General features: G+C 65.0%; 19 protein-coding genes and 1 other RNA gene. 5 read left to right on the top strand and 15 right to left on the bottom strand.

All coding sequences use genetic code 11. From position 1 onward, the window contains the following. The 14 genes from HV681_RS09195 to gyrA form a co-directional block, all read right to left on the bottom strand. The coding region (locus HV681_RS09195; RefSeq protein WP_175122829.1) for a ComEA family DNA-binding protein at positions 1-463 on the bottom strand (463 nt) is incomplete at its 3' end. Positions 464-685: 222 nt separating this feature from the next. Then, positions 686-1,675, bottom strand: coding sequence for an ADP-glyceromanno-heptose 6-epimerase (rfaD, locus tag HV681_RS09200; protein ID WP_056567633.1), 990 nt, complete (start codon positions 1,673-1,675; stop codon positions 686-688). Continuing rightward, positions 1,672-2,613 carry a D-glycero-beta-D-manno-heptose-7-phosphate kinase gene (rfaE1, locus tag HV681_RS09205; protein ID WP_175122830.1) on the bottom strand — a complete coding sequence of 314 codons (942 nt, stop codon included), beginning with the start codon at positions 2,611-2,613 and terminating at the stop codon, positions 1,672-1,674. Before rfaE1 ends, rfaD begins: the two co-directional genes overlap by 4 nt. Continuing rightward, positions 2,610-3,824 (bottom strand): lipopolysaccharide assembly protein LapB, encoded by a 1,215-nt coding sequence (gene lapB / locus HV681_RS09210; RefSeq protein WP_175122831.1) that lies wholly within the window; start codon positions 3,822-3,824, stop codon positions 2,610-2,612. The genes rfaE1 and lapB overlap by 4 nt, the downstream gene beginning before the upstream one ends. A gap of 45 nt (positions 3,825-3,869) precedes the next feature. After that, complete coding sequence (locus tag HV681_RS09215) at positions 3,870-4,184, bottom strand: LapA family protein (protein WP_062838607.1); 315 nt, start codon at positions 4,182-4,184, stop codon at positions 3,870-3,872. Between the two features lie 209 nt (positions 4,185-4,393). Beyond that, positions 4,394-4,756 (bottom strand): integration host factor subunit beta, encoded by a 363-nt coding sequence (locus HV681_RS09220; protein WP_056322254.1) that lies wholly within the window; start codon positions 4,754-4,756, stop codon positions 4,394-4,396. Positions 4,757-4,759: 3 nt separating this feature from the next. Beyond that, positions 4,760-6,472: a 30S ribosomal protein S1 gene (gene rpsA / locus HV681_RS09225; protein WP_175122832.1), complete on the bottom strand. Its 1,713-nt coding sequence runs from the start codon at positions 6,470-6,472 to the stop codon at positions 4,760-4,762. Between the two features lie 223 nt (positions 6,473-6,695). Next, positions 6,696-7,376 carry a (d)CMP kinase gene (cmk, locus tag HV681_RS09230; RefSeq protein WP_370633081.1) on the bottom strand — a complete coding sequence of 227 codons (681 nt, stop codon included), beginning with the start codon at positions 7,374-7,376 and terminating at the stop codon, positions 6,696-6,698. A gap of 21 nt (positions 7,377-7,397) precedes the next feature. Beyond that, positions 7,398-8,720, bottom strand: a complete 1,323-nt coding sequence (aroA, locus tag HV681_RS09235) for a 3-phosphoshikimate 1-carboxyvinyltransferase (RefSeq protein ID WP_175122834.1) — start codon at positions 8,718-8,720, stop codon at positions 7,398-7,400. A gap of 4 nt (positions 8,721-8,724) precedes the next feature. After that, entirely contained in the window at positions 8,725-9,627 is a 903-nt protein-coding gene (locus HV681_RS09240) for a prephenate dehydrogenase (protein ID WP_175122835.1), read from the bottom strand. After that, positions 9,624-10,745 carry a histidinol-phosphate transaminase gene (gene hisC / locus HV681_RS09245; RefSeq protein WP_175122836.1) on the bottom strand — a complete coding sequence of 374 codons (1,122 nt, stop codon included), beginning with the start codon at positions 10,743-10,745 and terminating at the stop codon, positions 9,624-9,626. The genes HV681_RS09240 and hisC overlap by 4 nt, the downstream gene beginning before the upstream one ends. Positions 10,746-10,755: 10 nt before the next feature. Next, positions 10,756-11,841, bottom strand: coding sequence for a prephenate dehydratase (gene pheA, locus HV681_RS09250; RefSeq protein ID WP_175122837.1), 1,086 nt, complete (start codon positions 11,839-11,841; stop codon positions 10,756-10,758). Continuing rightward, on the bottom strand, positions 11,834-12,964 hold the full coding sequence (serC, locus tag HV681_RS09255) for a 3-phosphoserine/phosphohydroxythreonine transaminase (protein ID WP_175122838.1): 1,131 nt from the start codon (positions 12,962-12,964) through the stop codon (positions 11,834-11,836). Before serC ends, pheA begins: the two co-directional genes overlap by 8 nt. After that, positions 12,964-15,624 carry a DNA gyrase subunit A gene (gyrA, locus tag HV681_RS09260; protein ID WP_175122839.1) on the bottom strand — a complete coding sequence of 887 codons (2,661 nt, stop codon included), beginning with the start codon at positions 15,622-15,624 and terminating at the stop codon, positions 12,964-12,966. Before gyrA ends, serC begins: the two co-directional genes overlap by 1 nt. Before the next feature lie 412 nt (positions 15,625-16,036). Here gyrA and ompA point away from each other — a divergent pair, with 412 nt between their 5' ends. The 5 genes from ompA (at position 16,037) to ssrA (ending at position 20,242) form a co-directional block, all read left to right on the top strand. Further along, the gene (gene ompA / locus HV681_RS09265; protein ID WP_056322232.1) at positions 16,037-16,618 is read left to right on the top strand and encodes an outer membrane protein OmpA; all 582 of its coding nucleotides are present in this window, start codon (positions 16,037-16,039) and stop codon (positions 16,616-16,618) included. 148 nt (positions 16,619-16,766) lie between these two features. Further along, positions 16,767-17,495 (top strand): bifunctional 2-polyprenyl-6-hydroxyphenol methylase/3-demethylubiquinol 3-O-methyltransferase UbiG, encoded by a 729-nt coding sequence (ubiG, locus tag HV681_RS09270; RefSeq protein WP_105237922.1) that lies wholly within the window; start codon positions 16,767-16,769, stop codon positions 17,493-17,495. Then, the gene (locus HV681_RS09275) at positions 17,492-18,166 is read left to right on the top strand and encodes an HAD-IA family hydrolase (protein ID WP_175122840.1); all 675 of its coding nucleotides are present in this window, start codon (positions 17,492-17,494) and stop codon (positions 18,164-18,166) included. Before ubiG ends, HV681_RS09275 begins: the two co-directional genes overlap by 4 nt. 418 nt (positions 18,167-18,584) lie before the next feature. Further along, positions 18,585-19,763, top strand: a complete 1,179-nt coding sequence (locus tag HV681_RS09280; protein ID WP_175122841.1) for an MFS transporter — start codon at positions 18,585-18,587, stop codon at positions 19,761-19,763. A 90-nt stretch (positions 19,764-19,853) separates the two neighbouring features. Next, positions 19,854-20,242, top strand: a transfer-messenger RNA (tmRNA) gene (ssrA, locus tag HV681_RS09285). A 75-nt stretch (positions 20,243-20,317) separates the two neighbouring features. On the opposite strand, the gene HV681_RS09290 is transcribed toward ssrA, so the two are convergent. After that, positions 20,318-20,572 carry a hypothetical protein gene (locus HV681_RS09290; protein WP_175122842.1) on the bottom strand — a complete coding sequence of 85 codons (255 nt, stop codon included), beginning with the start codon at positions 20,570-20,572 and terminating at the stop codon, positions 20,318-20,320. Positions 20,573-20,654: the final 82 nt, after the last annotated feature.

Below are 20,654 nucleotides of genomic sequence, written 5' to 3' on the forward strand. Positions count from 1 at the left end.
CCGGCTTTGGCGCAGCGGCCTTGCCGGGCGCGGGCCGGGCTCCGGGCGCCGCGCCGGACTGGCCTGCCGACGGCTTGGCGGCCGCACCCGCCGCGCCGATTGTCAGCCCGGCCGCCTGCAGCGCCTGAGCCTTTTTCTGGCCGATGCCCCGCACACGTTCGGTCAGGTCGTCCAGCGACTCAAAGCCGCCGCCGCGCTCGCGTTCACGGACGATGATTTCAGCGGTGCGCGGGCCGATGCCTCGCACGCCCTCAAGCTGGGCTGCGGTGGCCTGGTTGATGTCCACCGCATGCGCGGGCGGCGCGGCCACGCCCAGGCCAGCGGACAGCAGCAACGCGCCGAGCGCCCGCCGCAGGATGCGGTGCCGCTCGCGGGGGCATGCGGTCATGGCCGCGGGACGCGCGCGGCGCCACGAGACCAGAGGCAGGTTGCGGGCAACGGTGGGATGGACGAAGGGATTCATGGGGTTCTCCTGACAGTTACGGACGCGACGGTTGCCGCGCCCCGTTGCCATCATCGGGGCGGGCGGCTCGCAGCGCCGGTCCGGTGAACCAAAACATCCACCCCGGCAACTACGCGTGCAGATACCCCGGCAATGTCCCCGGCCATTGGCAGGCAACGTCGCGGGCAAAAAAAAGCCACCGCGTCGCGGTGGCCTTCGTTGTCGCCTTGCCTGCGCGGCGGATTACTTCCGGGCGCGCCAGTAGCGCACGTACTCGGCCACGCCCGTCTGCACATCGCGCATCGGCGCAGCAAAACCGGCGGCCCGAAGCTGCGTGACGTCCGCCTGCGTATAGCTCTGGTAGCGTCCCTTGAGGTCGTCCGGGAACGGGATGTAGCGGATCAGATCCAGCTCGGCCAGTTGAGCCAGCGTCAGCTCGGCTTCGCCCCGCTCGGCGCGCAGCGTGTTCACCACCGCGGCCGCCACGTCGTTGAACGGCTGCGCCTTGCCGGTGCCGCAATTGAAAATGCCCGATTGCTCGGGGTGATCCAGGAAATGCAGATTCACGGCAACCACGTCCTCGACCGAGATGAAGTCACGGCTCTGGCCGCCATCCACGTAGCCGTCCCAGCCCGCAAAGAGGCGCACGTGCCCGTGCTCCAGGAACTGGTTCATGTTGTGGAACGCCACCGAAGCCATGCGGCCCTTGTGCTGCTCGTGCGGACCGTACACGTTGAAGTACCGCAGACCGACGACCTGCGCCGTCAGGCTGTCCATGCGCTTGCGCAGCACCTGGTCGAACAGCAGCTTGGAATAGCCGTAGACGTTCAGCGGGCCTTCGTTGTCGGGATGCTCGACGTAGGTCGTCGAACCGCCGTACACGGCCGCCGAGGACGCATACAGGAACGGCACGCGGCGCGCCTGGCAGAACTCGAAGAGCTCCAGCGTGACGCGGTAGTTGTTGTCCAGCATGTAGCGGCCGTTGCGCTCGGTCGTGTCCGAGCACGCGCCCTGGTGCAGCACCGCGCGGATTTCGGGCAGGCTGCCATCGGCGACGCGCCGGCGGAAGTCGTCCTTGTCCATGTAGTCGGCGATCTTGCAGTCGACCAGATTGACGAACTTGTCGCCTTCGGTCAGGTCATCGACGGCAATGATGTCTTCGATGCCGCGGCGGTTGAGTCCGCGAACCAGGTTGCTGCCAATGAAGCCCGCGGCTCCGGTAACGACGATCATGAGGATTCTCCTGCCAATTCCGCGGCCGTGACGACGGACGTGCCCAGCTTGCCCACGGCGATGCCGCCGGCCTTGTTGGCCCAGCCCATGGCTTCGGCCCACGGCAAGCCGATGGCGCGCGTAACCGCCAGCGTGGCCAGCACGGTGTCGCCCGCACCGGACACATCGAACACCTCATGCGCTTGCGCGTCGGTGTGGTCGCGTCCCGCGTCGGAAAACAAAGTCATGCCCTGCTCGGACCGCGTCACGAGCAAGGCTTCAAGGTCCAGATCGGCGCGCAGGCGCTGCGCACGATCGGTCAATTCGGCTTCGGACGTCCAGCGGCCAACTGCCTGCTGCATTTCCGAGCGGTTGGGCGTGACCAGCGTCGCGCCGCGATAACGCGAATAGTCGTCGCCCTTGGGGTCCACCAGCACCGGGATGCCCGCGCTGCGCGCCAGCGCAATCAGCGACTCGACCCGGGTCAGCACGCCTTTGGCATAGTCCGACAGAACGACGATGTCGTGGTTGGCCAGATGCCGGGCCAGCGCGGCGTCCACCGCGTCAAGCGATGGCTGGGTGGGATGCTGTTCGAAGTCCACACGCAGCAGCTGTTGCTGACGGCCCAGCACGCGCATCTTGAGGGTGGTGTGCAGTTCGTTGTCGGCAATCAGGTCGCCCTGGATGCCGGCCTCAGTGGCCAGGCGCCGCACGCTGTCGCCGGCTTCGTCCTGGCCCAGCACGCCGACTAGGGTCACGTGGCCACCCAGGGCCGCGACGTTGCGCGCGACGTTGGCGGCGCCGCCCAGACGGTCTTCGCGTCGCGCGACCCGCACGACCGGCACCGGCGCTTCGGGCGAGATACGTTCGACTTCTCCGAACCAGTAGCGGTCCAGCATGACGTCGCCAACCACGAGCACGCGGCTACGCGAAATGGCTTCGGCGGGAAAAGAGTTCATTCAAGTTCTTCCAGACGGCGCGGCGCATAGGTTTCCCAGGCGTTGCAGCCGGGACATTGCCAGTAAAAACGACGCGCTTGAAAACCGCAATTGCGGCATGCGTAGCGATCGAGCCGTTGCGTGTGCTTGTGAATCAGGCTGCGCAGCAGCGTCAGATCGGCGCCCGGCACCGGACCGTGATCGCCGTCGCTGTCGCCGTTGGCGAGTTCGGCTTCCAGCAGGCGATCCAGCCCCAACAGCGAAGGATGGCTGCGCAGGGCGCCGCGCGCAAAGGCCCACGCGGTCGCGGCGCCCTGCTGCACCCGCAGCTCCCGGAACACCACATTGAAAAGGTCCAGGGACGCATGGCGGCCATACTGCTTTTGCAGGAAATCCAACCCCTCCGCCACCTGATTGGCATTGCGGTAATTGGCCAGCAACTGTTCGGCCACCAGCCCGGCGTATTCGGACGCGTCAGTCATGACCGACTCGAGATACAGCCGTTCGCGCTTCGGATCCTGTTCGATCAGCGCCAGGCGCGCCCGCAGCATGGCGGTGCGCACCTTGGCGCCCTTGCTCGAGGCGGCTTCGGTGGTGGACAGCGCATGGTCCGCCGCGTCCAGCGCCTTGTGCGCGGCCTCGACGTCGGCGGGCTTGGCCGCCAACGCGGTCTGGGCCTGTTCGCAGTAGTAATGCACGATTTGCGGGACGGGCTCGTCGACCAGGCCCTGCAGAGTCTTCACGGCCTCGATCGCACGCGGCCAATCGTGCTCGGATTCATAAATGCGGATCAGCGAGCGCAGCGCGGGCAAGGCGTAGCGCGTGTCCTTGAGCTGCTCAAAACCGCTTTCGGCGCGATCCAGCATCCCGGCCTTCAGGAAGTCCTGCGCCAGCTCGTGCTGCGCGTGTTCGCGTTCGGCCTGCGGCAGGTCGGAACGGTTCAGCAGGCTTTGGTGCACCCGGATGGCGCGCTCCATTTCGCCGCGGCGGCGGAACAGACTGCCCAGTGCAAAGTGCAGCTCCGTGGTTTCCGGGTCCAGCTTGGCGACTTCGACGAAGGCGTCGATGGCGCGATCAGGCTCTTCATTGAGCAGGAAATTCAGCCCGCGGAAATAGGAGTCGGGCAGGCTGCGCGTTTCCCGCAGCATCTGCCGGATGTCGAATCGCGCGGCCAGCCAGCCCAGCGCGAACAGCACCGGGACGAATATCAACCACCAAGGTTCAAAATCCACTGTTCGGACTCATGCGGTAATTCGGTGCAGAGAGGCGGCGCGATGTCACAGCGGCGACATGGGAGCGACGGCTTCGGGAGGCACGACGGGCGTCGTGCCATTGGCGGCGGCCTGAATGCGGTCCAGTTCGCGGCGCAGGCGGATGGCCTCGCGGCGGCGGCGCAGCGCGGCGGGCACCGTCAGCAGCAGGCCGAACAGCGCGCCAAGCACGAACACGACCAGCATGACGACGATCAGCGGGACATCCTGGATGACGTAGTCGGCGTAGAACTTCACGGCGACGGGGTCGGTGTTCTTCAAGGCGAACATCAACACCGCAACAAAGACGAGCAATCGCAGGGCCCAGACGAGATAGCGCATGGCGCATGCTCCAGATGATTCGAGACCGTCAATTGTAAGCGACGTCTTCATGACGAGAGAAAAAAAAGCCCCAAGGCGGAGCACGGCCCGCCCTTGCGCAAGCCGGGCGCCCGCACGAATCGGCGCCACAAAAACAAAGCCCCTTGATTTCTCAAGGGGCTTTGCTCGCGGTCCGATCTGCCCGAAGGCAGCCCTGCCTGGCCGACGCGTCAGTGCATGGCGTGCAAACCTGCCATGGAAGACGGCATCGACTCGCTCGACCCAGAGGATTGAGCGTCCTCGTCATTGCCGCCGACCAGGTCCACCCGCTCGCGCAATTCCTTGCCTGCCTTGAAGTGCGGCACCTGTTTACCAGGCACCAGCACCTGCTCGCCGGATTTGGGATTGCGACCGATACGGGGTGACCGTTGCGACAACGAGAAGCTGCCAAAACCGCGGATCTCGATGCGCTGACCCGAGGCCAGGGCCTGGGTCATTGCATCCAGTACGGTCTTGACCGCGTAATCGGTGTCGCGGGCGGCCAGCTGAGGATAGCGGGCCGCCAAGGCGGCGATCAGCTCCGACTTGGTCACGAATTAACCGTCGTTGCGCTGTTGGTCCAGCTTGGCCTTCAGCAGCGCGCCGAGGTTGGTGGTGCCGGACGAAGCGCTGGCATCGGACATGCGCTGGATCGTGTCGGCGGTTTCGGCGTTGTCACGGGCCTTGATCGACAGTTGGATCGAACGCGTCTTGCGGTCGATGTTGACGATCATGGCTTCGATGTTTTCGCCGGCGGACAGCACGGTGGTGGCATCTTCGACGCGGCCCGAGGAGATCTCGGAAGCGCGCAGGTAGCCTTCGACGTCCACGGAGAGCGTCACGACGGCGCCCTTGGCTTCGACGGACTTGATGGTGCCCGGAACGACGGCGCCCTTGTCAAACGTGGCGACGAAGTTGTTGAAGGGGTCGCCTTCCAGCTGCTTGATACCCAGCGAGATGCGTTCCTTGTCGGTGTCGATGCCCAGAACCACGGCTTCGATTTCGTCACCCTTCTTGAAGTTGCGCACGGCTTCTTCACCAGATTCCGCCCACGACAGGTCGGACAGGTGAACCAGGCCGTCGATGCCGCCGGGCAGGCCGACGAACACGCCGAAGTCGGTGATCGACTTGATGGCGCCGCGGACCTTGTCACCACGCTTGAAGTTCGTGGCGAACTCTTCCCACGGGTTCTGGCGGCACTGCTTCATGCCCAGCGAAATACGGCGACGGTCTTCGTCGATTTCCAGGACCATGACTTCGACTTCTTCGCCCAGGGTCACAACCTTGCGCGGGTCGACGTTCTTGTTGGTCCAGTCCATTTCGGACACGTGGACCAGACCTTCGATGCCGGCTTCGACTTCAACGAACGCGCCGTAGTCGGTCAGGTTCGTGACCTTGCCGAACAGGCGGGTGCCTTGCGGGTAGCGGCGAGCCAGGCCCACCCACGGATCTTCGCCAAGCTGCTTGACGCCCAGGGAGACGCGGCTCTTTTCCTGGTCGAACTTGAGGACCTTGGCTTCGACTTCCTGACCCACTTGCAGGACTTCGGAGGGGTGACGCACACGGCGCCAGGCCATGTCGGTGATGTGCAGCAGACCATCGATGCCGCCCAGGTCGACGAACGCGCCGTAGTCGGTGATGTTCTTGACCACGCCCTTGACCACGGCACCTTCGTGCAGGGTTTCGAGCAGCTTTTGACGCTCTTCGCCCATGCTGGCTTCCAGCACCTGGCGACGCGACAGCACAACGTTGTTGCGCTTGCGGTCGAGCTTGATGACCTTGAATTCGAGGGTCTTGCCTTCGTACGGGGTGGTGTCCTTGACCGGACGCAGGTCCACCAGCGAACCCGGCAGGAACGCGCGGATGCCGTTGGTCATGACGGTCAGGCCGCCCTTCACCTTGCCGGTGATGGTGCCGGTAACCAGTTCGCCGTTCTCCAGGGCCTTTTCCAGTTGCAGCCAGGCCGACAGGCGCTTGGCGCGGTCACGCGACAGGATGGTGTCGCCGTAGCCGTTTTCCAGGGAATCGATGGCCACCGAGACGAAATCGCCAGGTTGCACTTCGAGCTCGCCCTGGTCGTTCAGGAACTCTTCCAGGGGGATCAGCGCTTCGGACTTCAGGCCGGCGTTGACGACGACGAAATTGTGGTCGACGCGCACGACTTCGGCGCTGATGACCTCGCCGGACTTCATGTCCTGGCTCTTGAGGCTTTGTGCGAAAAGGTCGGCGAAGCTTTCGCCGCCGGTGGCGGTAGTGGAAACGGAAGACATGGGGTTGAAATCCATTGGGCCGAAATGGCCGTTAAGAACACACCGCAGCGGATTGCCCGCCACAGTGGAGTCAAAATACCTGCCGGCTGGCTGACCCTTGCGGGGTGGCCCGTGGGGGAGTCGCCTGGCTTGAGCAGGGCCTAATCAAAAAATGCTAAAAACTGCCGGTAGCAATACTGCCTGTAGCAACACTGCCCGTAAATTCACTTAACTTCACTTCACTTCACGGGTTGGCTTGCTGCCAGAAATCCAGGATTGCCTGCACCGTTTCCGCGATCGTCAGATTGGACGAATCCAGCACGTGTGCATCTGCTGCGGGAGCCAGCGGCGCAGTGGCGCGCCCGGTGTCGCGCGCGTCACGCTCGCGCATATCCCGCAAAAGGTCGTCTAGATTAGCAGAAATTCCCTTTTCGATCAACTGCTTACGCCGCCTCTCCGCCCGGGCGACCACGTCGGCGACCAGGAAGACCTTCAGGGACGCGTCCGGGAACACGACGGTGCCCATGTCGCGGCCGTCCGCAACCAGGCCGGGCGGCAGCCGGAAGGCGCGCTGGCGCTCGAGCAAGGCCTGCCGCACCCCTGGGAAAGCCGCCACGCGAGATGCGAAATTGCCCACCTCCTCGCGGCGGATGTCATGGCCGGCATCGGCCCCCTCGAGGTAAACGTGCGGTCCGTCGAACCTTACATCCAGCGTCTCGGCCACGCGCGCCACGGCGGGCTCGTCGTCGGCGGCAACGCCGCGGTTGATGGCAGCCAGCGCAGTCAGCCGGTAGAGGGCGCCGCTGTCGAGCACCGCCCAGCCCAGCGCCTTGGCGACGCGATGAGCCACGGTGCCCTTGCCGGACGCGGTTGGACCGTCGATCGTGATGACCGGGGCCAGGGAGGCGGAAGTTGAAGCAGTCAAAGTCATGGATGCGATGCAGCGCTAGGCCGAAACCAGGCCGGCGTAGACGTCAAAGTAACCCGGGAACGTCTTGCTGACACATCCGGGATCAAGAATGCGGACCGCCGCCGGTCCGAATGCCGCCAGCGAAAAGCACATCGCCATGCGGTGGTCGTCCCAGGTGCCGATGTGGGCATCGCGCCAGGCGTCCTGCGCCGGCGGCGTCACGCGCAGCCAATCGGGGCCGGACTCCACCTGCGCGCCCAGCTTTTCCAGCTCGGTCTGCATGGCATGGATGCGGTCCGTCTCCTTGACGCGCCAGCTGCCGATGTTGCGCAGCCGGCAAGGACCGTCGGCATAAAGGGCCAGCGCCGCGGCTGTCATCGCCGCGTCGGGGATCAGGTTGAAATCGGTATCAAAGGCCTTGAGGCGCTCGCCGTCGGCAACCTGCACGCCCGACACCTCGATCCAGTCAGGACCGTAGGTAACCTTGGCGCCCATGTCGGCCAGTGTGCTCGCGAATCCCACATCGCCCTGGATGCTGTCGGCGCCGACGCCGGTCACGCGCACCGGGCCGCCGCCAATGGCGCCCAGCGCCAGGAAATACGACGCCGTCGATGCGTCCCCTTCCACGGCGATCTGCCCCGGACTGCGATAGGCGGCGCCCGCGTCCACAACGAATCGGCTCCAGCCGTCCCGCTGCACCAGCACGCCAAAGCGCGCCATCAGGTTCAGCGTGATCTCGATGTAGGGCTTGGAAATCAGCTCTCCCAAGACCTCGATCGTGACGGGCTTGCCGCTGCGAGCAGCCTGCAAAGGCGCGGCCAGCAGCAAGGCGGTCAGGAACTGGCTGGAGACCGAACCCTGCACGCGGGTCACGGCGGTTTCAGCGATGTCGCCGCGGCCGATGTGCAGCGGCGGATAACCCGGCTGGCCCAGATAGTCGATACGCGCGCCCAGCGCGTTCAGGGCATCGACCAGGTCGCCGATCGGGCGCTCGTGCATGCGCGGCACGCCGGACAGGCGGTAGTCGCCGCCCATGAGGGCCAGAGCCGCCGTCAACGGACGGATTGCGGTGCCCGCATTACCCATGAAGAGGTCGGCGCTTTCCACCGGAAAACGGCGCACGCCCTGCACCGTGACGCGCCCGGCTTCCAGGTCGGACACCTGCACGCCCAACTGGCGCAACGCCGCCAGCATGACGCGAGTGTCGTCGGAGTCCAGCAGGCCGGTGATGACCGTCGTGCCTTCGGCGATGGCCGACAGCAACAGCACGCGGTTGGAAATGCTCTTGGATCCCGGCAAGGCCATCGCGCCCTGCGCGCGCCGCACGCGCGGCAGATCGAGGTAAGACAAAGCGCCCATTGAACTACTCCTTGCGCCAGCCGCGGCGCGCACGCGCCGCCGTGTCCAGCAGCGTCAGCAAAGCCTCGCCGTCGCCATCGGCGATGGCGCGCTCGGCCCGGTCCAGCACGCCGCGCACAGCGGCCAGCTCGGCCAGCATCGCGTCGCGATTGGACAAAAAAATGTCGCGCCACATTTCGGGCGATCCGGCGGCAATACGGGTGAAATCACGAAAGCCGCTGCCCGCCAGTTCCAGCCGGGTCGCGGCGTCGGCGGCCGTGGCCACCTGTTCCATATACACCGACGACAGCAGATGCGGAAGATGGCTGACCGACGCGAGCACGCGATCGTGTGCGTCGGCGTCCATGTCGATCACGTGCGCGCCGCAAGCCTGCCAAGCCTGGCGCACGAACGCCATGGCCGCCGCGCCGTTTTCAGGCACAGGCGTGAGGATGACGGTGCGTCCGCGGTAGAGGTCCGCATCCGCGGCTTCCGGCCCGGTGCGCTCGGCGCCCGCGATGGGATGGCCCGGCACGAACTGCCCGATGCGATCGCCCAGCGCATCGCGCGCCGCCTCGACCACTTCGGCCTTGGTGCTGCCGCCGTCGGTCAGGACGGCGCGCGGCGAGAGGTGCGTCCGCATCTGCGACAGCACATTTGTCAGGCCGCCGACCGGCGTTGCCAGCATGATGAGATCCGCCTGGGCCGCCGAGGCTTCGGCCGTCACGGCCTCGTCGATGAGGCCCAGCGCCACAGCGCGTTCCAGCGACTGCGCATTGCGCCCCACGCCCAGCACCTTGCCCACCTGCCCTGCCTGCCGCAAGGCCGCCGCGAACGATCCGCCGATCAAGCCGACGCCAACCACTGCCAATACAGGAATCAGGGGGCCCGCGGCCCCCTGATCTGAAGAAGGTAACGCGTCGTTCATGCGGTCAGGATGGCGGTCAGGGCGTCGATGAATCGGGCGTTCTCTTGAGGCAGTCCGATGGACACGCGGAGCCACTCCGGCAGACCGTCGCCCGCAACGGGACGCACGATGACGCCGCGCTTGAGGAGTTCAAGATTGATGCGAGGCGCGTCGCCCACGTGGACCAGCACGAAGTTGCCATAGCTGGGCACGTAACGCAGATTCAGCTTGTCGAACGCGGCGCACAACTGGGCCTTGCCTGCCTTGTTGGAAGCGTAGGCTTCCTCGAGGTAGTCGGCATCGCCGAGTGCGGCGATGGCTGCGGCTTGGGCCAGCGTATTAACGTTGAACGGCTGGCGCACGCGGTTTAGCAGGTCGGTCAGACCGGGCTGCGCCACCGAGAAACCGACGCGCAGGCCGGCCAGGCCATAAGCCTTGGAGAACGTGCGCGACACGATCAGGTTCGGGTACTGGCGCGCCAGCGCGGTGCTGTCAAAGCGCAGCTCCGGATCCAGGTATTCGTTGTAGGCCTCGTCCAGCACGACCGTGACGCGGTCGCCGTGCGCGGCATGCACGCGTTCCAGGAAGTCCGCAACCTTGTCGCCCGGCACGAAGGTGCCGGTGGGGTTGTTCGGGTTGGCGATGAACACCAGGCGCGTGTCGTCGGCGATCGCGTCGAACATCGCATCCAGGTCGTGGCCGTGGTCCACGGCGGGCACCACGATGTGGCGCGCGCCGCGCGCCTGCGTGGCCAGGCGGTAGACCGCAAACGAGTGCTGCGCGTACACCGCGGAAGCGCCCGGCTCCAGCAGCGCCAGCGCGGCGATTTCCAGGATGTCGTTCGAGCCGTTGCCGAGCGTGATCCAGTTCATCGGCACGCCGTAGCGTTCAGCCAGCGCCGCCTTCAGGTCAAAGCCGTTGGGGTCCGGGTAGCGTGCCAGCGATTCGGCCGCAGCCAGCATGGCCGCCTTCGCCGATTTGGGCATGCCCAACGGGTTTTCGTTGGACGCCAGCTTGACGATGGTCGCCGGATCCAGCCCGAATTCGCGGGCCAGTTCTTCGATCGGCTTGCCTGCCTGGTACGGGGCGATGGCGCTGACGTGCACGGGGGCAACGAGGGGCTTGGATGCGTGGGTCATGATGTGGGATTCACTGCGCCGGGTACGAACCCAGCACTTTGAGGTAGGCAACCTGCGCCTGCAGGGCCGCCAGGGCGCGCTCGACATTCGGGTCGTTCCGATGGCCCAGGACGTCGACGTAGAAATAGTATTCCCACTGGCCCGTGCGCGCGGGGCGCGACTCGAAGCGCGTCATCGACACGCCGTTGGCGGCCAGGGGCGCCAGCATTTCATAGACGGCGCCCGCGCGGTTCGGCACCGCCAGGATCAGGCTGGTCTTGTCCTTGCCGCTGACCAGGGGCTCGATGTTGCCGATTGCCAGGAAGCGGGTGCGGTTGTGCGGGTCATCCTGGATGCCGGCGGCGACGATCTGCAGGTTCCAGGCGGGCGCAGCCACTTCGCCGGCAATGGCCGCGATGCTCGCATCCGACGCGGCGGCGCGCGCTGCTTCGGAATTGCTGGAGGCGGCCACGCGCTCGACGTCGGGATAGTTGCGCGTCAGCCAGCCCTGGCACTGGGCCAGCGCCTGCGGGTGCGCGGAAATGGTCTTGATGCCGTCCATGCCGCCCGATTGCGACATCAGGCAATGGCGGATGACGAGCGAACGCTCGCCCAGGATCTTGACCGGCGTGTTCAGCAGCAGGTCCAGGCTGCGGTTGACGGCGCCTTCGGTGGAATTTTCCACCGGCACCATCCCCACGTCGGCCTGGCCGGCTTCCACGGCGCGGAAGACCTCGTCGAACGAGGCGCAAGGCAGCTTCTGGACCGCATGGCCAAAGTGTTCCAGCGCGGCCTGCTCAGAGAAAGAACCCTGCGGTCCCAAAAACGCGACGGTCATGCCGCGCTCCAGGCCCCGGCATGCGGAGATGATTTCGGTCCAGACCGACGCCACGCCGGCGTTCGGGAACGGACCGGGATTGATCTGCTGCAGGCGGCGGATGACCTCGGCTTCGCGTTCGGGACGCAGCACGGGTCCATCGGCGTGCGCGGCATGCTTGGCCTCGCCCACTTCCAGCGCGGCGCGCGCGCGCTGCGACAGAAGATCGAGAATCTGCGCATCGAGGTCGTCGATGCGCTTGCGCAGGGGAAGCAGCTTGCGCTGCAGCTCGTCATCCATGGCGGCGCTCGAATTCCTTCAGGTACTCGACCAGCGCCGCCACGCCTTCGAGCGGCAGCGCGTTGTAGATGGAGGCGCGCATGCCGCCCACGCTCTTGTGGCCTTTCAACTGCGTGAGGCCCGCTGCCTCGGCGCCCTTCAGAAAGGCGTCGTTGAGCGACTCGTCATGCAGCACGAACGGCACGTTCATGCGCGAACGCACGGGTGCGTGAATGGGATTGCGGTAGAAGCTGGTGCTGTCCAGGTAGCCGTACAGCAGATCGGCCTTCGCCTTGTTGGCGGCTTCCATGCCGGCCACGCCGCCATTGGCCTTGACCCACTTGAACACCAGGCCCGCGATGTAGATCGCGAAGGTAGGCGGGGTGTTGTAGCGCGAGTGTTCGGCCGCTACGTTGGCGTAGTCGAACGCCGAGGGGCAGATCGGCAAGGCCTGGCCAATCAGGTCGCGGCGCGCGATGACCATGGTGACGCCGGCCGGGCCAGCGTTTTTCTGCGCGCCGGCGTACATCATGCCGCAGCGCGACACGTCCATCGGGCGCGACAGGAAGTGCGAAGAGGCGTCGATGACCAGAGGCACGTCGGGTGCACCGAGGTCAGCGGTGTCGGGCCAGTCCAGGAATTCGACACCGCCAATGGTTTCGTTGCTGCACAGGTGCAGATAGGCCGATTCCTTGCGCACCTGCCAGGTATCGGCAGGAGGCACCCAGGTCAGCGGCGCCTGTTCGCGGCCGTCAATCTGGGTGGCGTGGTCGGAGCTGGCCGCGACGTGCGTGCTGCCGTAGCGGCCGGCTTCCTTGTACGAACGCTTGGACCAATGGCCCGTCACGACGAAATCCGCGGCTGGCGCGCCGCGGCGTCCCATGAGATTCATGGGAACGATGGCGTTTTCCCCGGAACCGCCGCCTTGCATGAACATGACGGCGTAATCGGCCGGCAGGCCCAGCAAGTCGCGCAGATCGGACTCTGCTTCATCGCAGATCTGCACGAAATGCTTGCCGCGATGGCTCATTTCCATCACGGACATGCCGCTGCCGTGCCAGTCCAGCATTTCTGCAGCGGCTTGCTGCAGCACCACCTCGGGCAAGACCGAGGGGCCGGCCGAGAAGTTCCAGGGGCGGGCCATTATTGCTCCGTAGGTTCCGTCGAATCTGCTGCGTCGTTGCTGTCGTCGCCACCGGTTTGCTGGCCGTCTTCGTCCAGTTCGCCGTCATCGTCCGCGTCGCTTTCGACGACACGGCGCACGCCGGACAGCGTGCTGCCGTCGTCGACGTTGATCAGCGTGACGCCCTGCGTCGCACGGCCCATTTCGCGGATTTCCGCGACACGGGTGCGCACCAGGACGCCGCCGGTGGTGATGAGCATGATCTCATCGGTAGGCGTGACCAGCACCGCCCCCACCACCTTGCCGTTACGCGAGGTGGTCTGGATGGCGATCATGCCCTTCGTGCCGCGGCCATGGCGCGTGTACTCCGCGATCGGCGTGCGCTTGCCGTAGCCGTTTTCCGTGGCGGTCAGCACCGTCTGCGTTTCGTCGCCGGCGACCAGCAGCGCGATGACCGTCTGCGTGTCCTCGAGCATCATGCCGCGCACGCCGCGGGCGTTACGGCCCATCGGACGCACGTCGTTTTCGTCGAAGCGCACGGCCTTGCCGGCGTCCGAGAACAGCATGACGTCGTGCTTGCCGTCGGTGAGATCCGCGCCGATCAGGTAGTCGCCATCGTCAAGGTCGACGGCGATGATGCCGGCCTTGCGCGGGTTGGAGAAGTCGGACAGCGGGGTCTTCTTGACCGTGCCGCGCGAGGTCGCCATGAAGACATAGTGGTCTTCGCTGAATTCCTTGACCGGCAGCACCACCGTGATCTTCTCGCCGTCGGCCAGCGGGAACATGTTGACGATCGGCTTGCCGCGCGAGTTACGCGTGCCTTGCGGCACTTCCCAGACCTTCAGCCAGTACACACGGCCGCGATTCGAGAAGCACAGCAGGAAGTCATGCGTGTTGGCGATGAAGAGCTGGTCGATCCAGTCGTTTTCCTTCATGGCCGTCGCCTGCTTGCCGCGTCCGCCACGCTTTTGCGAGCGGTACTCGGACAGCGGCTGGCTCTTGATGTAGCCGCCGTGCGACAGCGTCACGACCATGTCGGTCGGCGTGATCAGGTCTTCGGTATCGAGTTCCGTCGCGTTCAGTTCGATTTCCGAACGGCGCGAATCCTTGGCGCCGGTCGAGAACTCGGCCTTGATGGCCTGCAGCTCTTCGCTGATGATCGTCGTGATGCGCTCGGGACGGGCCAGGATGTCCAGCAGGTCGGCGATGGTGGACATGATGTCCTTGTACTCGCCAACAATCTTGTCCTGCTCCAGCCCGGTCAGGCGTTGCAGGCGCATGTTCAGGATTTCCTGGGCCTGCGTATCGCTCAGGCGATACAGGCCGTCGCCCTGAAGACCGAACTCGACGCCCAGATCGTCCGGACGGAAAGCCGCGCGGCCGCCCGGCGTGTCGCCGTCGGCGCGCGACAGCATTTCGCGCACCAGCGACGAATCCCAGGACTTCGCCATCAGTTCCTGACGGGCGACAGGAGGAGTCGGGGCCGCCTTGATGATCGCGATGAAATCGTCGATGTTTGCCAGCGCCACCGCCAGGCCTTCCAGCACGTGGCCGCGCTCGCGGGCCTTGCGCAACTGGAAAACCGTGCGGCGCGTGACCACTTCCCGGCGATGCTGCAGGAAGTAGTCGATCATCTGCTTCAGGTTGAGCAGGCGGGGCTGGCCGTCGACCAGCGCCACCAGGTTCATCCCGAAGGTGTCCTGCAGCTGGGTGTTCTTGTAGAGGTTGTTCAGCACGACCTCAGGCACTTCGCCGCGCTTGAGCTCGATGACAAGGCGCATGCCGTCCTTGTCCGACTCGTCGCGGATGTCGGAGATGCCTTCGATCTTCTTGTCGTTGACCAGCTCTGCGATGCGTTCCTGCAGCGTCTTCTTATTGACCTGGTAGGGAATCGCGTCGATCACGATCGCCTGGCGATTGCCCTTCTCCATGTCTTCGAAGTGCGTCTTGGCGCGCATGATGACGCGGCCGCGACCCGTGCGATAGCCTTCGCGCACGCCGGACATGCCATAGATGATGCCGCCCGTGGGGAAGTCCGGCGCCGGGATGAGCTCGATCAGCTCATCGACCGTGCACGCCGGATTGCGCAGGCAGTACAGGCAGCCGTCGACCACTTCCTGGAGGTTGTGCGGCGGAATGTTGGTCGCCATGCCCACCGCGATGCCGGAGCTGCCGTTGACCAGCAGGTTGGGCAGGCGCGACGGCAGCAGCAGGGGTTCCTGTTCGCTGCCGTCGTAGTTGGGTCCGAAGTCGACGGTTTCCTGGTCGATGTCGGCCAGGAGCTCGTGGGCGATCTTGGCCAGGCGGATTTCGGTGTAACGCATCGCCGCGGCGTTGTCGCCGTCGATGGAACCGAAGTTGCCCTGGCCGTCGACCAGCATGTAGCGCATGGAGAAATCCTGCGCCATGCGGACAATGGTGTCGTACACGGACTGGTCGCCGTGGGGGTGGTACTTACCGATGACGTCCCCGACGATACGCGCTGACTTCTTGTAGGCGCGGTTCCAGTCGTTGTTCAGCTCGTGCATCGCGTAGAGCACGCGCCGGTGGACAGGCTTCAAGCCGTCCCGCACATCCGGTAGCGCCCGACCGACGATCACGCTCATCGCGTAATCGAGGTAACTGCGGCGCATCTCTTCTTCCAGCGATACCGGAAGCGTCTCCTTGGCAAAGGAATCCATATATATAACGACAGAATCGTGTAAGGAGGAACCCGGGCCGGGTAAACAGGAAATTCTATCATTCGATTGGGGGACCGGTCCGATGGGCCGTCCGAAGGCGCCGAAAGCGGGCCGCGACGGACCGATCAGAAACGCCGCCCGGCCACGCCCACCCGCGCCCTGCGGCCCTGTTGTCAAAAACCAACATGGGAAACGGCAGGAGTGCCGAAAACGTCATATCCAGCATTAATGCGCCTGTCCAGGGAAGCCAAAGCCCCCCAAATGCCTTAAGATTGTTTCCAGCACGCAGGAAACCCAGTAGCTATTCCTTTGAACCAGCTCTTGGCGTTGCTATACTGGCCCCGTTTTCCTGATATGCGGCGGGGGTTCGCTGCGAGTCACTTATCCAGCTTCAAGCTCAACGAGGAGAAACATGAACAAACCCTCCAAATTCGCTCTGGCGCTCGCCTTCGCCGCCGTCACGGCCTCTGGTGTAGCTTCCGCGCAAACCGTGGACAACTGGCGCAACCCGTTCGGTAACGTTTGGAAGAACGGCACGAACGAACTGTGCTGGCGCGATGCCTTCTGGACCCCGGCCACCGGTATCCCCGGTTGCGACGGCGTCCCGGTTGCCCAACAGAAGGCGAAGCCGGCCCCGATGGCGGCAAAGGTCGTGTTCAATGCTGACACGTTCTTCGACTTCGACAAGTCGACCCTGAAGCCCGAAGGTCGCCAACTGCTGCAGCAAGTCGCTCAGCAAGCCAGCACCATCGATCTGGAAACGATCATCGCCGTCGGCCACACCGACTCGATCGGTACCGAACAGTACAACCAGAAGCTGTCCGAGCGCCGCGCCGCTTCGGTCAAGGCTTACCTGGTCAGCCTGGGCATCGACCCCAACCGTATCTACACGGAAGGCAAGGGCGAACTGCAGCCGATCGCTTCCAACAAGACGAAGGAAGGCCGCGCCCAGAACCGTCGCGTTGAGATCGAAATCGTGGGTAGCCGCAAGTAATTGCCGGACTAGCTACAATAAGGGGGCCTCGCATAGCGAGGCCCTTTTTTTCGCCTGCGATGCACCCCTCTGGTGCATCGGCAAGCCCCTTCCTCGCCTAGCGCGCTGGACCCCTCTATATATAGAGCAGCTTTACGCCGGACCGCCCATGAACACGCAAACTCACGACACCGCGCAAGCCTCCGTCAACGCCGATCAGGCCGAAATCGACAAGTTCAGCGCCTTGGCCAGCCGCTGGTGGGACCCCGAAAGCGAGTTCAAGCCGCTGCATGCCATCAATCCGCTGCGGCTGGAGTGGATTCAGGAATGCGCCGGCAGCCTAGCCGGCCGCAAGGTGCTGGACGTAGGTTGCGGCGGCGGCATCCTGTCGGAAGCGATGGCCCGCAGCGGCGCCGATGTAACCGGCATCGACCTGGCCGACAAGTCCCTGAAGATCGCGCGCCTGCATGGCCTGGAATCGGGCGTGAAGGTGGAGTACCGCAAGGTGCCCGTCGAAGAACTGGCTGCCGAGCAGCCGGGTCAGTACGACGTGGTGACCTGCATGGAAATGCTGGAGCACGTGCCGGATCCGGCCTCGATCGTGCGCGCCTGCTCGACGCTGGTGAAACCTGGCGGCTGGGTGTTCTTTTCCACGCTGAACCGCAACGCCAAGTCGTTCGTGTTCGCGATCATCGGCGCGGAGTACGTCCTGCGCCTCCTGCCCCGCGGCACCCACACCTACGACCAGTTCATCAAGCCCAGCGAGCTGTCGGCGGCGGCGCGCGGCGCGGCCCTGGAACCGGTGAGCATGCGCGGCATGGAATACAACCCGATCACCCAGATCTACTCGCTGACTTCCGACACCTCGGTCAACTATCTGATGGCAACCCGTAAATGAGCGCCCTGATCCTGTTCGATTTCGACGGCACCCTGGCCGACACCGCCCCCGACCTGGCAGCCGCCGCGAACCGTCAGCGCACCCGCCGCGGCTTGGAGCCGATGGCATACGAGGCGCTGCGTCCCGTGGCATCTCAGGGCGCGCGCGGACTGTTGCGCGTCGCGCTGAACCTGCAACCGGGCGACGCAGACTATGAGCCCACCCGCCTGCAGTTTTTGGAAGACTACGCCGCCAGCTCGACGGTTCACAGCAAGCTGTTCCCCGGGATCGAAGACCTGCTGGCCGACATCCGCAACCGTGGCATGTCCTGGGGCATCGTCACCAACAAGGTCACCTACCTGACCCTGCCCATCGTCGAATTCCTGGACCTGACGCGCGACAGCGCCGTGCTGGTCTGCGGCGACACCACTGCCCACGCCAAGCCGCATCCCCTACCCTTGCAGCACGCCGCGCGCGAAGCGGGTTTTGAGACCGACCGCTGCGTCTACGTCGGCGATGACCTGCGCGATATCCAGGCCGCCCACGCGGCGGGCATGCCCGCTGTCGCCGCGGCCTATGGTTATGTCGGCGAAGACGACAACGTCATTGCCTGGCAGGCTGAAACCTGCGCGAATTCGCCAGAGGAACTCTGGTCCGCCATCGAGCCGCTGCTGCCCCGCGACTTGCGCTAAATTTCGAGGATGGGCCCTTTGCCCGTCCGCCCCGCCTTCGGTCACGCCCGCCTTCGGTGATGACGCACCTTCCAACGCGGCATTCTCGCTGATGACGCCGCAGCTGCCCGCGATTGTTCGGCCGAATTAGTGCAGCAGGCCGAACAATCTATCCGGATGCCGGGGGTTTATCCGGCCGGCGATCTCCCCTAAAGTGTGAACCGTGCATCGCGATCCGGGTTGTCCGGATCGCTCCGTTTCCGGCTCATGCCGGCGTTGCAGCCTCTCGCAGGCGGCGACGACATCTCCGTGCTGGCGGACCTCCGCGTCCCGCCGCACCGTGCCCGCTACGTTGACGCGGCGCACGCCCGACCTTTTGACCTTGCCTTCAACTCCCTGCCCGCGCGGCGCCATCCGGCCTCGCGTCCAAGGAATGCCTATGCTTTTGCCCATCCTGCTACTTTCCGCCGCCGGCTTCACCATCCTGACCACCGAGTTCCTGATCGTGGGGCTGCTGCCCGGGCTTGCCCGCGATCTGGACGTGACCGTTTCCCAGGCAGGCCTGCTGGTGACGCTGTTTGCCTTTACGGTCGCGGCGACCGGCCCCCTGCTCACCGCCCTGATGGCCAACATGGAGCGCAAGCGCCTGTTCATCGGGGTGCTGGTGCTGTTTGGCCTGTCCAACGCGCTGGCCGCCGTGGCGCCCAACATCTGGATCATGGCGATCGCGCGCTTTGTGCCGGCGCTGGCCCTGCCGGTGTTCTGGTCGCTGGCCAGCGCCACCGCCGTTGAACTGGTGGGCCCCGCGCGCGCCGGACGCGCCATTTCGACGGTGGCGTTCGGCATCGTGGCCGCCACGGTATTCGGCATTCCGATCGGTGTGCTGATCTCGGACGCGTTCGGGTGGCGCGCCGCGTTCTGGGTGCTGTCCGTGGTGGCGTTTGCCAAGGCCCTGCTACTGCTGCTGACCTTCCCCAGCACGCGCATCCGCGCCGACAGCGTGCGCCTCGTCACGCAGCTGCGGATCCTGCGCAAACCCATCGTTGTGAGCCATGTGGTGCTGTCGCTGCTGGTTTTCACCGGCATGTTTACGGCCTATACCTATCTTGCCGACATGCTGGAGCGGCTGGGCGGCTTTGACGGCGAGACCGTCGGCTGGACGATGATGGCGTTTGGCGCCGTTGGACTGGTGGGCAACACGCTGGGCGGACGCCTGGTGGACCGCAGCCCGCTCGGCGCCACGGCGCTGTTCTCGTCGCTGATGGCGGTTGGCCTGGCGTTCGTCGCGCCGGTCATGCAGTCGCACGGCCTGCTGGCTGTCGCGCTGGGCATCTGGGGAATCGCGCAGGCCGCACTTTTCATCGTCTGCCACGTACGGCTGATGAAGTCCGCCCCCGAGGCGCCCGCGTTTGCCGCGTCGCTGAACATCTCCGGCGCGAACATCGGCATCGGCCTGGGCGCGGTGGTTGGCGGACATGTGATCGACCACTATGGCCTGGCGACGCTGGGCGGCGCCGCGGCCGTCATCGTGGCGGTTTCCGTAGGGTTGGCCGCGCTAATGATGGCGGCGTCCCGGGGCCGGCGGCAATCCAAGGCGGCGTGCGCCAACGCGGCCTGACGCCAAGCTTGTCTCGCCCCCGCCACGCTTGACACCGCTTGGGTTTACAGGATGGCAGGCGCTTGCATTTGCAGTACAATGGAAGGTCTTGGGGCCGATCCGGATTCGACGTGGGTCGCGAAACAACTCAGGGCATGCCGAGCACCAGTACGCTCGTTAAACCACTGGAACACTACAAACGCCAACGACGAGCGTTTCGCTCTCGCCGCTTAAGCGGTGAGCCGCTGCACTGATCTGTCCTTGGGTCAGGCGGAGGAAGGCAACTTCCTAGGGGGGTAACCCTCGAACCGCAGCAGCGACATTCACAAGGAATCGGTCTGCGCTGGGGTCACACGGCTCAGATTTAAATTACGTGAATCGCTTTGGTCCGGCCTGTCGGTTGGCTAAGTCCAAAGTTAAAACCAAATAAATCGACTACGCATGTAGAACTGGTTGCGGAGGGCTTGCGGACGGGGGTTCAATTCCCCCCGGCTCCACCAAATTCCGTTCAGCAACGTCAGCTGAAACCAAAAATCCTCAAGGGTGCAGACCCTTGAGGATTTTTTTCGTTTGGGTCACTGCCGGTTGACCCAGTCCTGGGCTCCTTCGATGAACCAGGGGAGATTCAGGCGTTCGCCCTCGCCCGATTGAATCGTCAGACGCTGGCCGGACGGGTTGGCGTTGTTGTTGGAACCCGCCGGCGAATCCAGCGGCCGGCTGCGGTAGTCCACGTTGTTTCGCGGTTGCTGCGGGGTCTCTGCGCAGGCGGCGAGGGCTGCGATGGCCGCCCCGGCGAGCAGTAGGCGCAGCGCTGCGTGATGAATCTTCATGGTGTTCGGTTCCTGCTGGGGGCACAGGCCGGCGTGCCAGGCGAAACGGCCTTTCCCGTACCTTACTCGCATTAGGGTGGCC

This window comes from Achromobacter animicus (genome assembly GCF_902859585.1).
GTDB lineage: Bacteria > Pseudomonadota > Gammaproteobacteria > Burkholderiales > Burkholderiaceae_B > Achromobacter > Achromobacter animicus.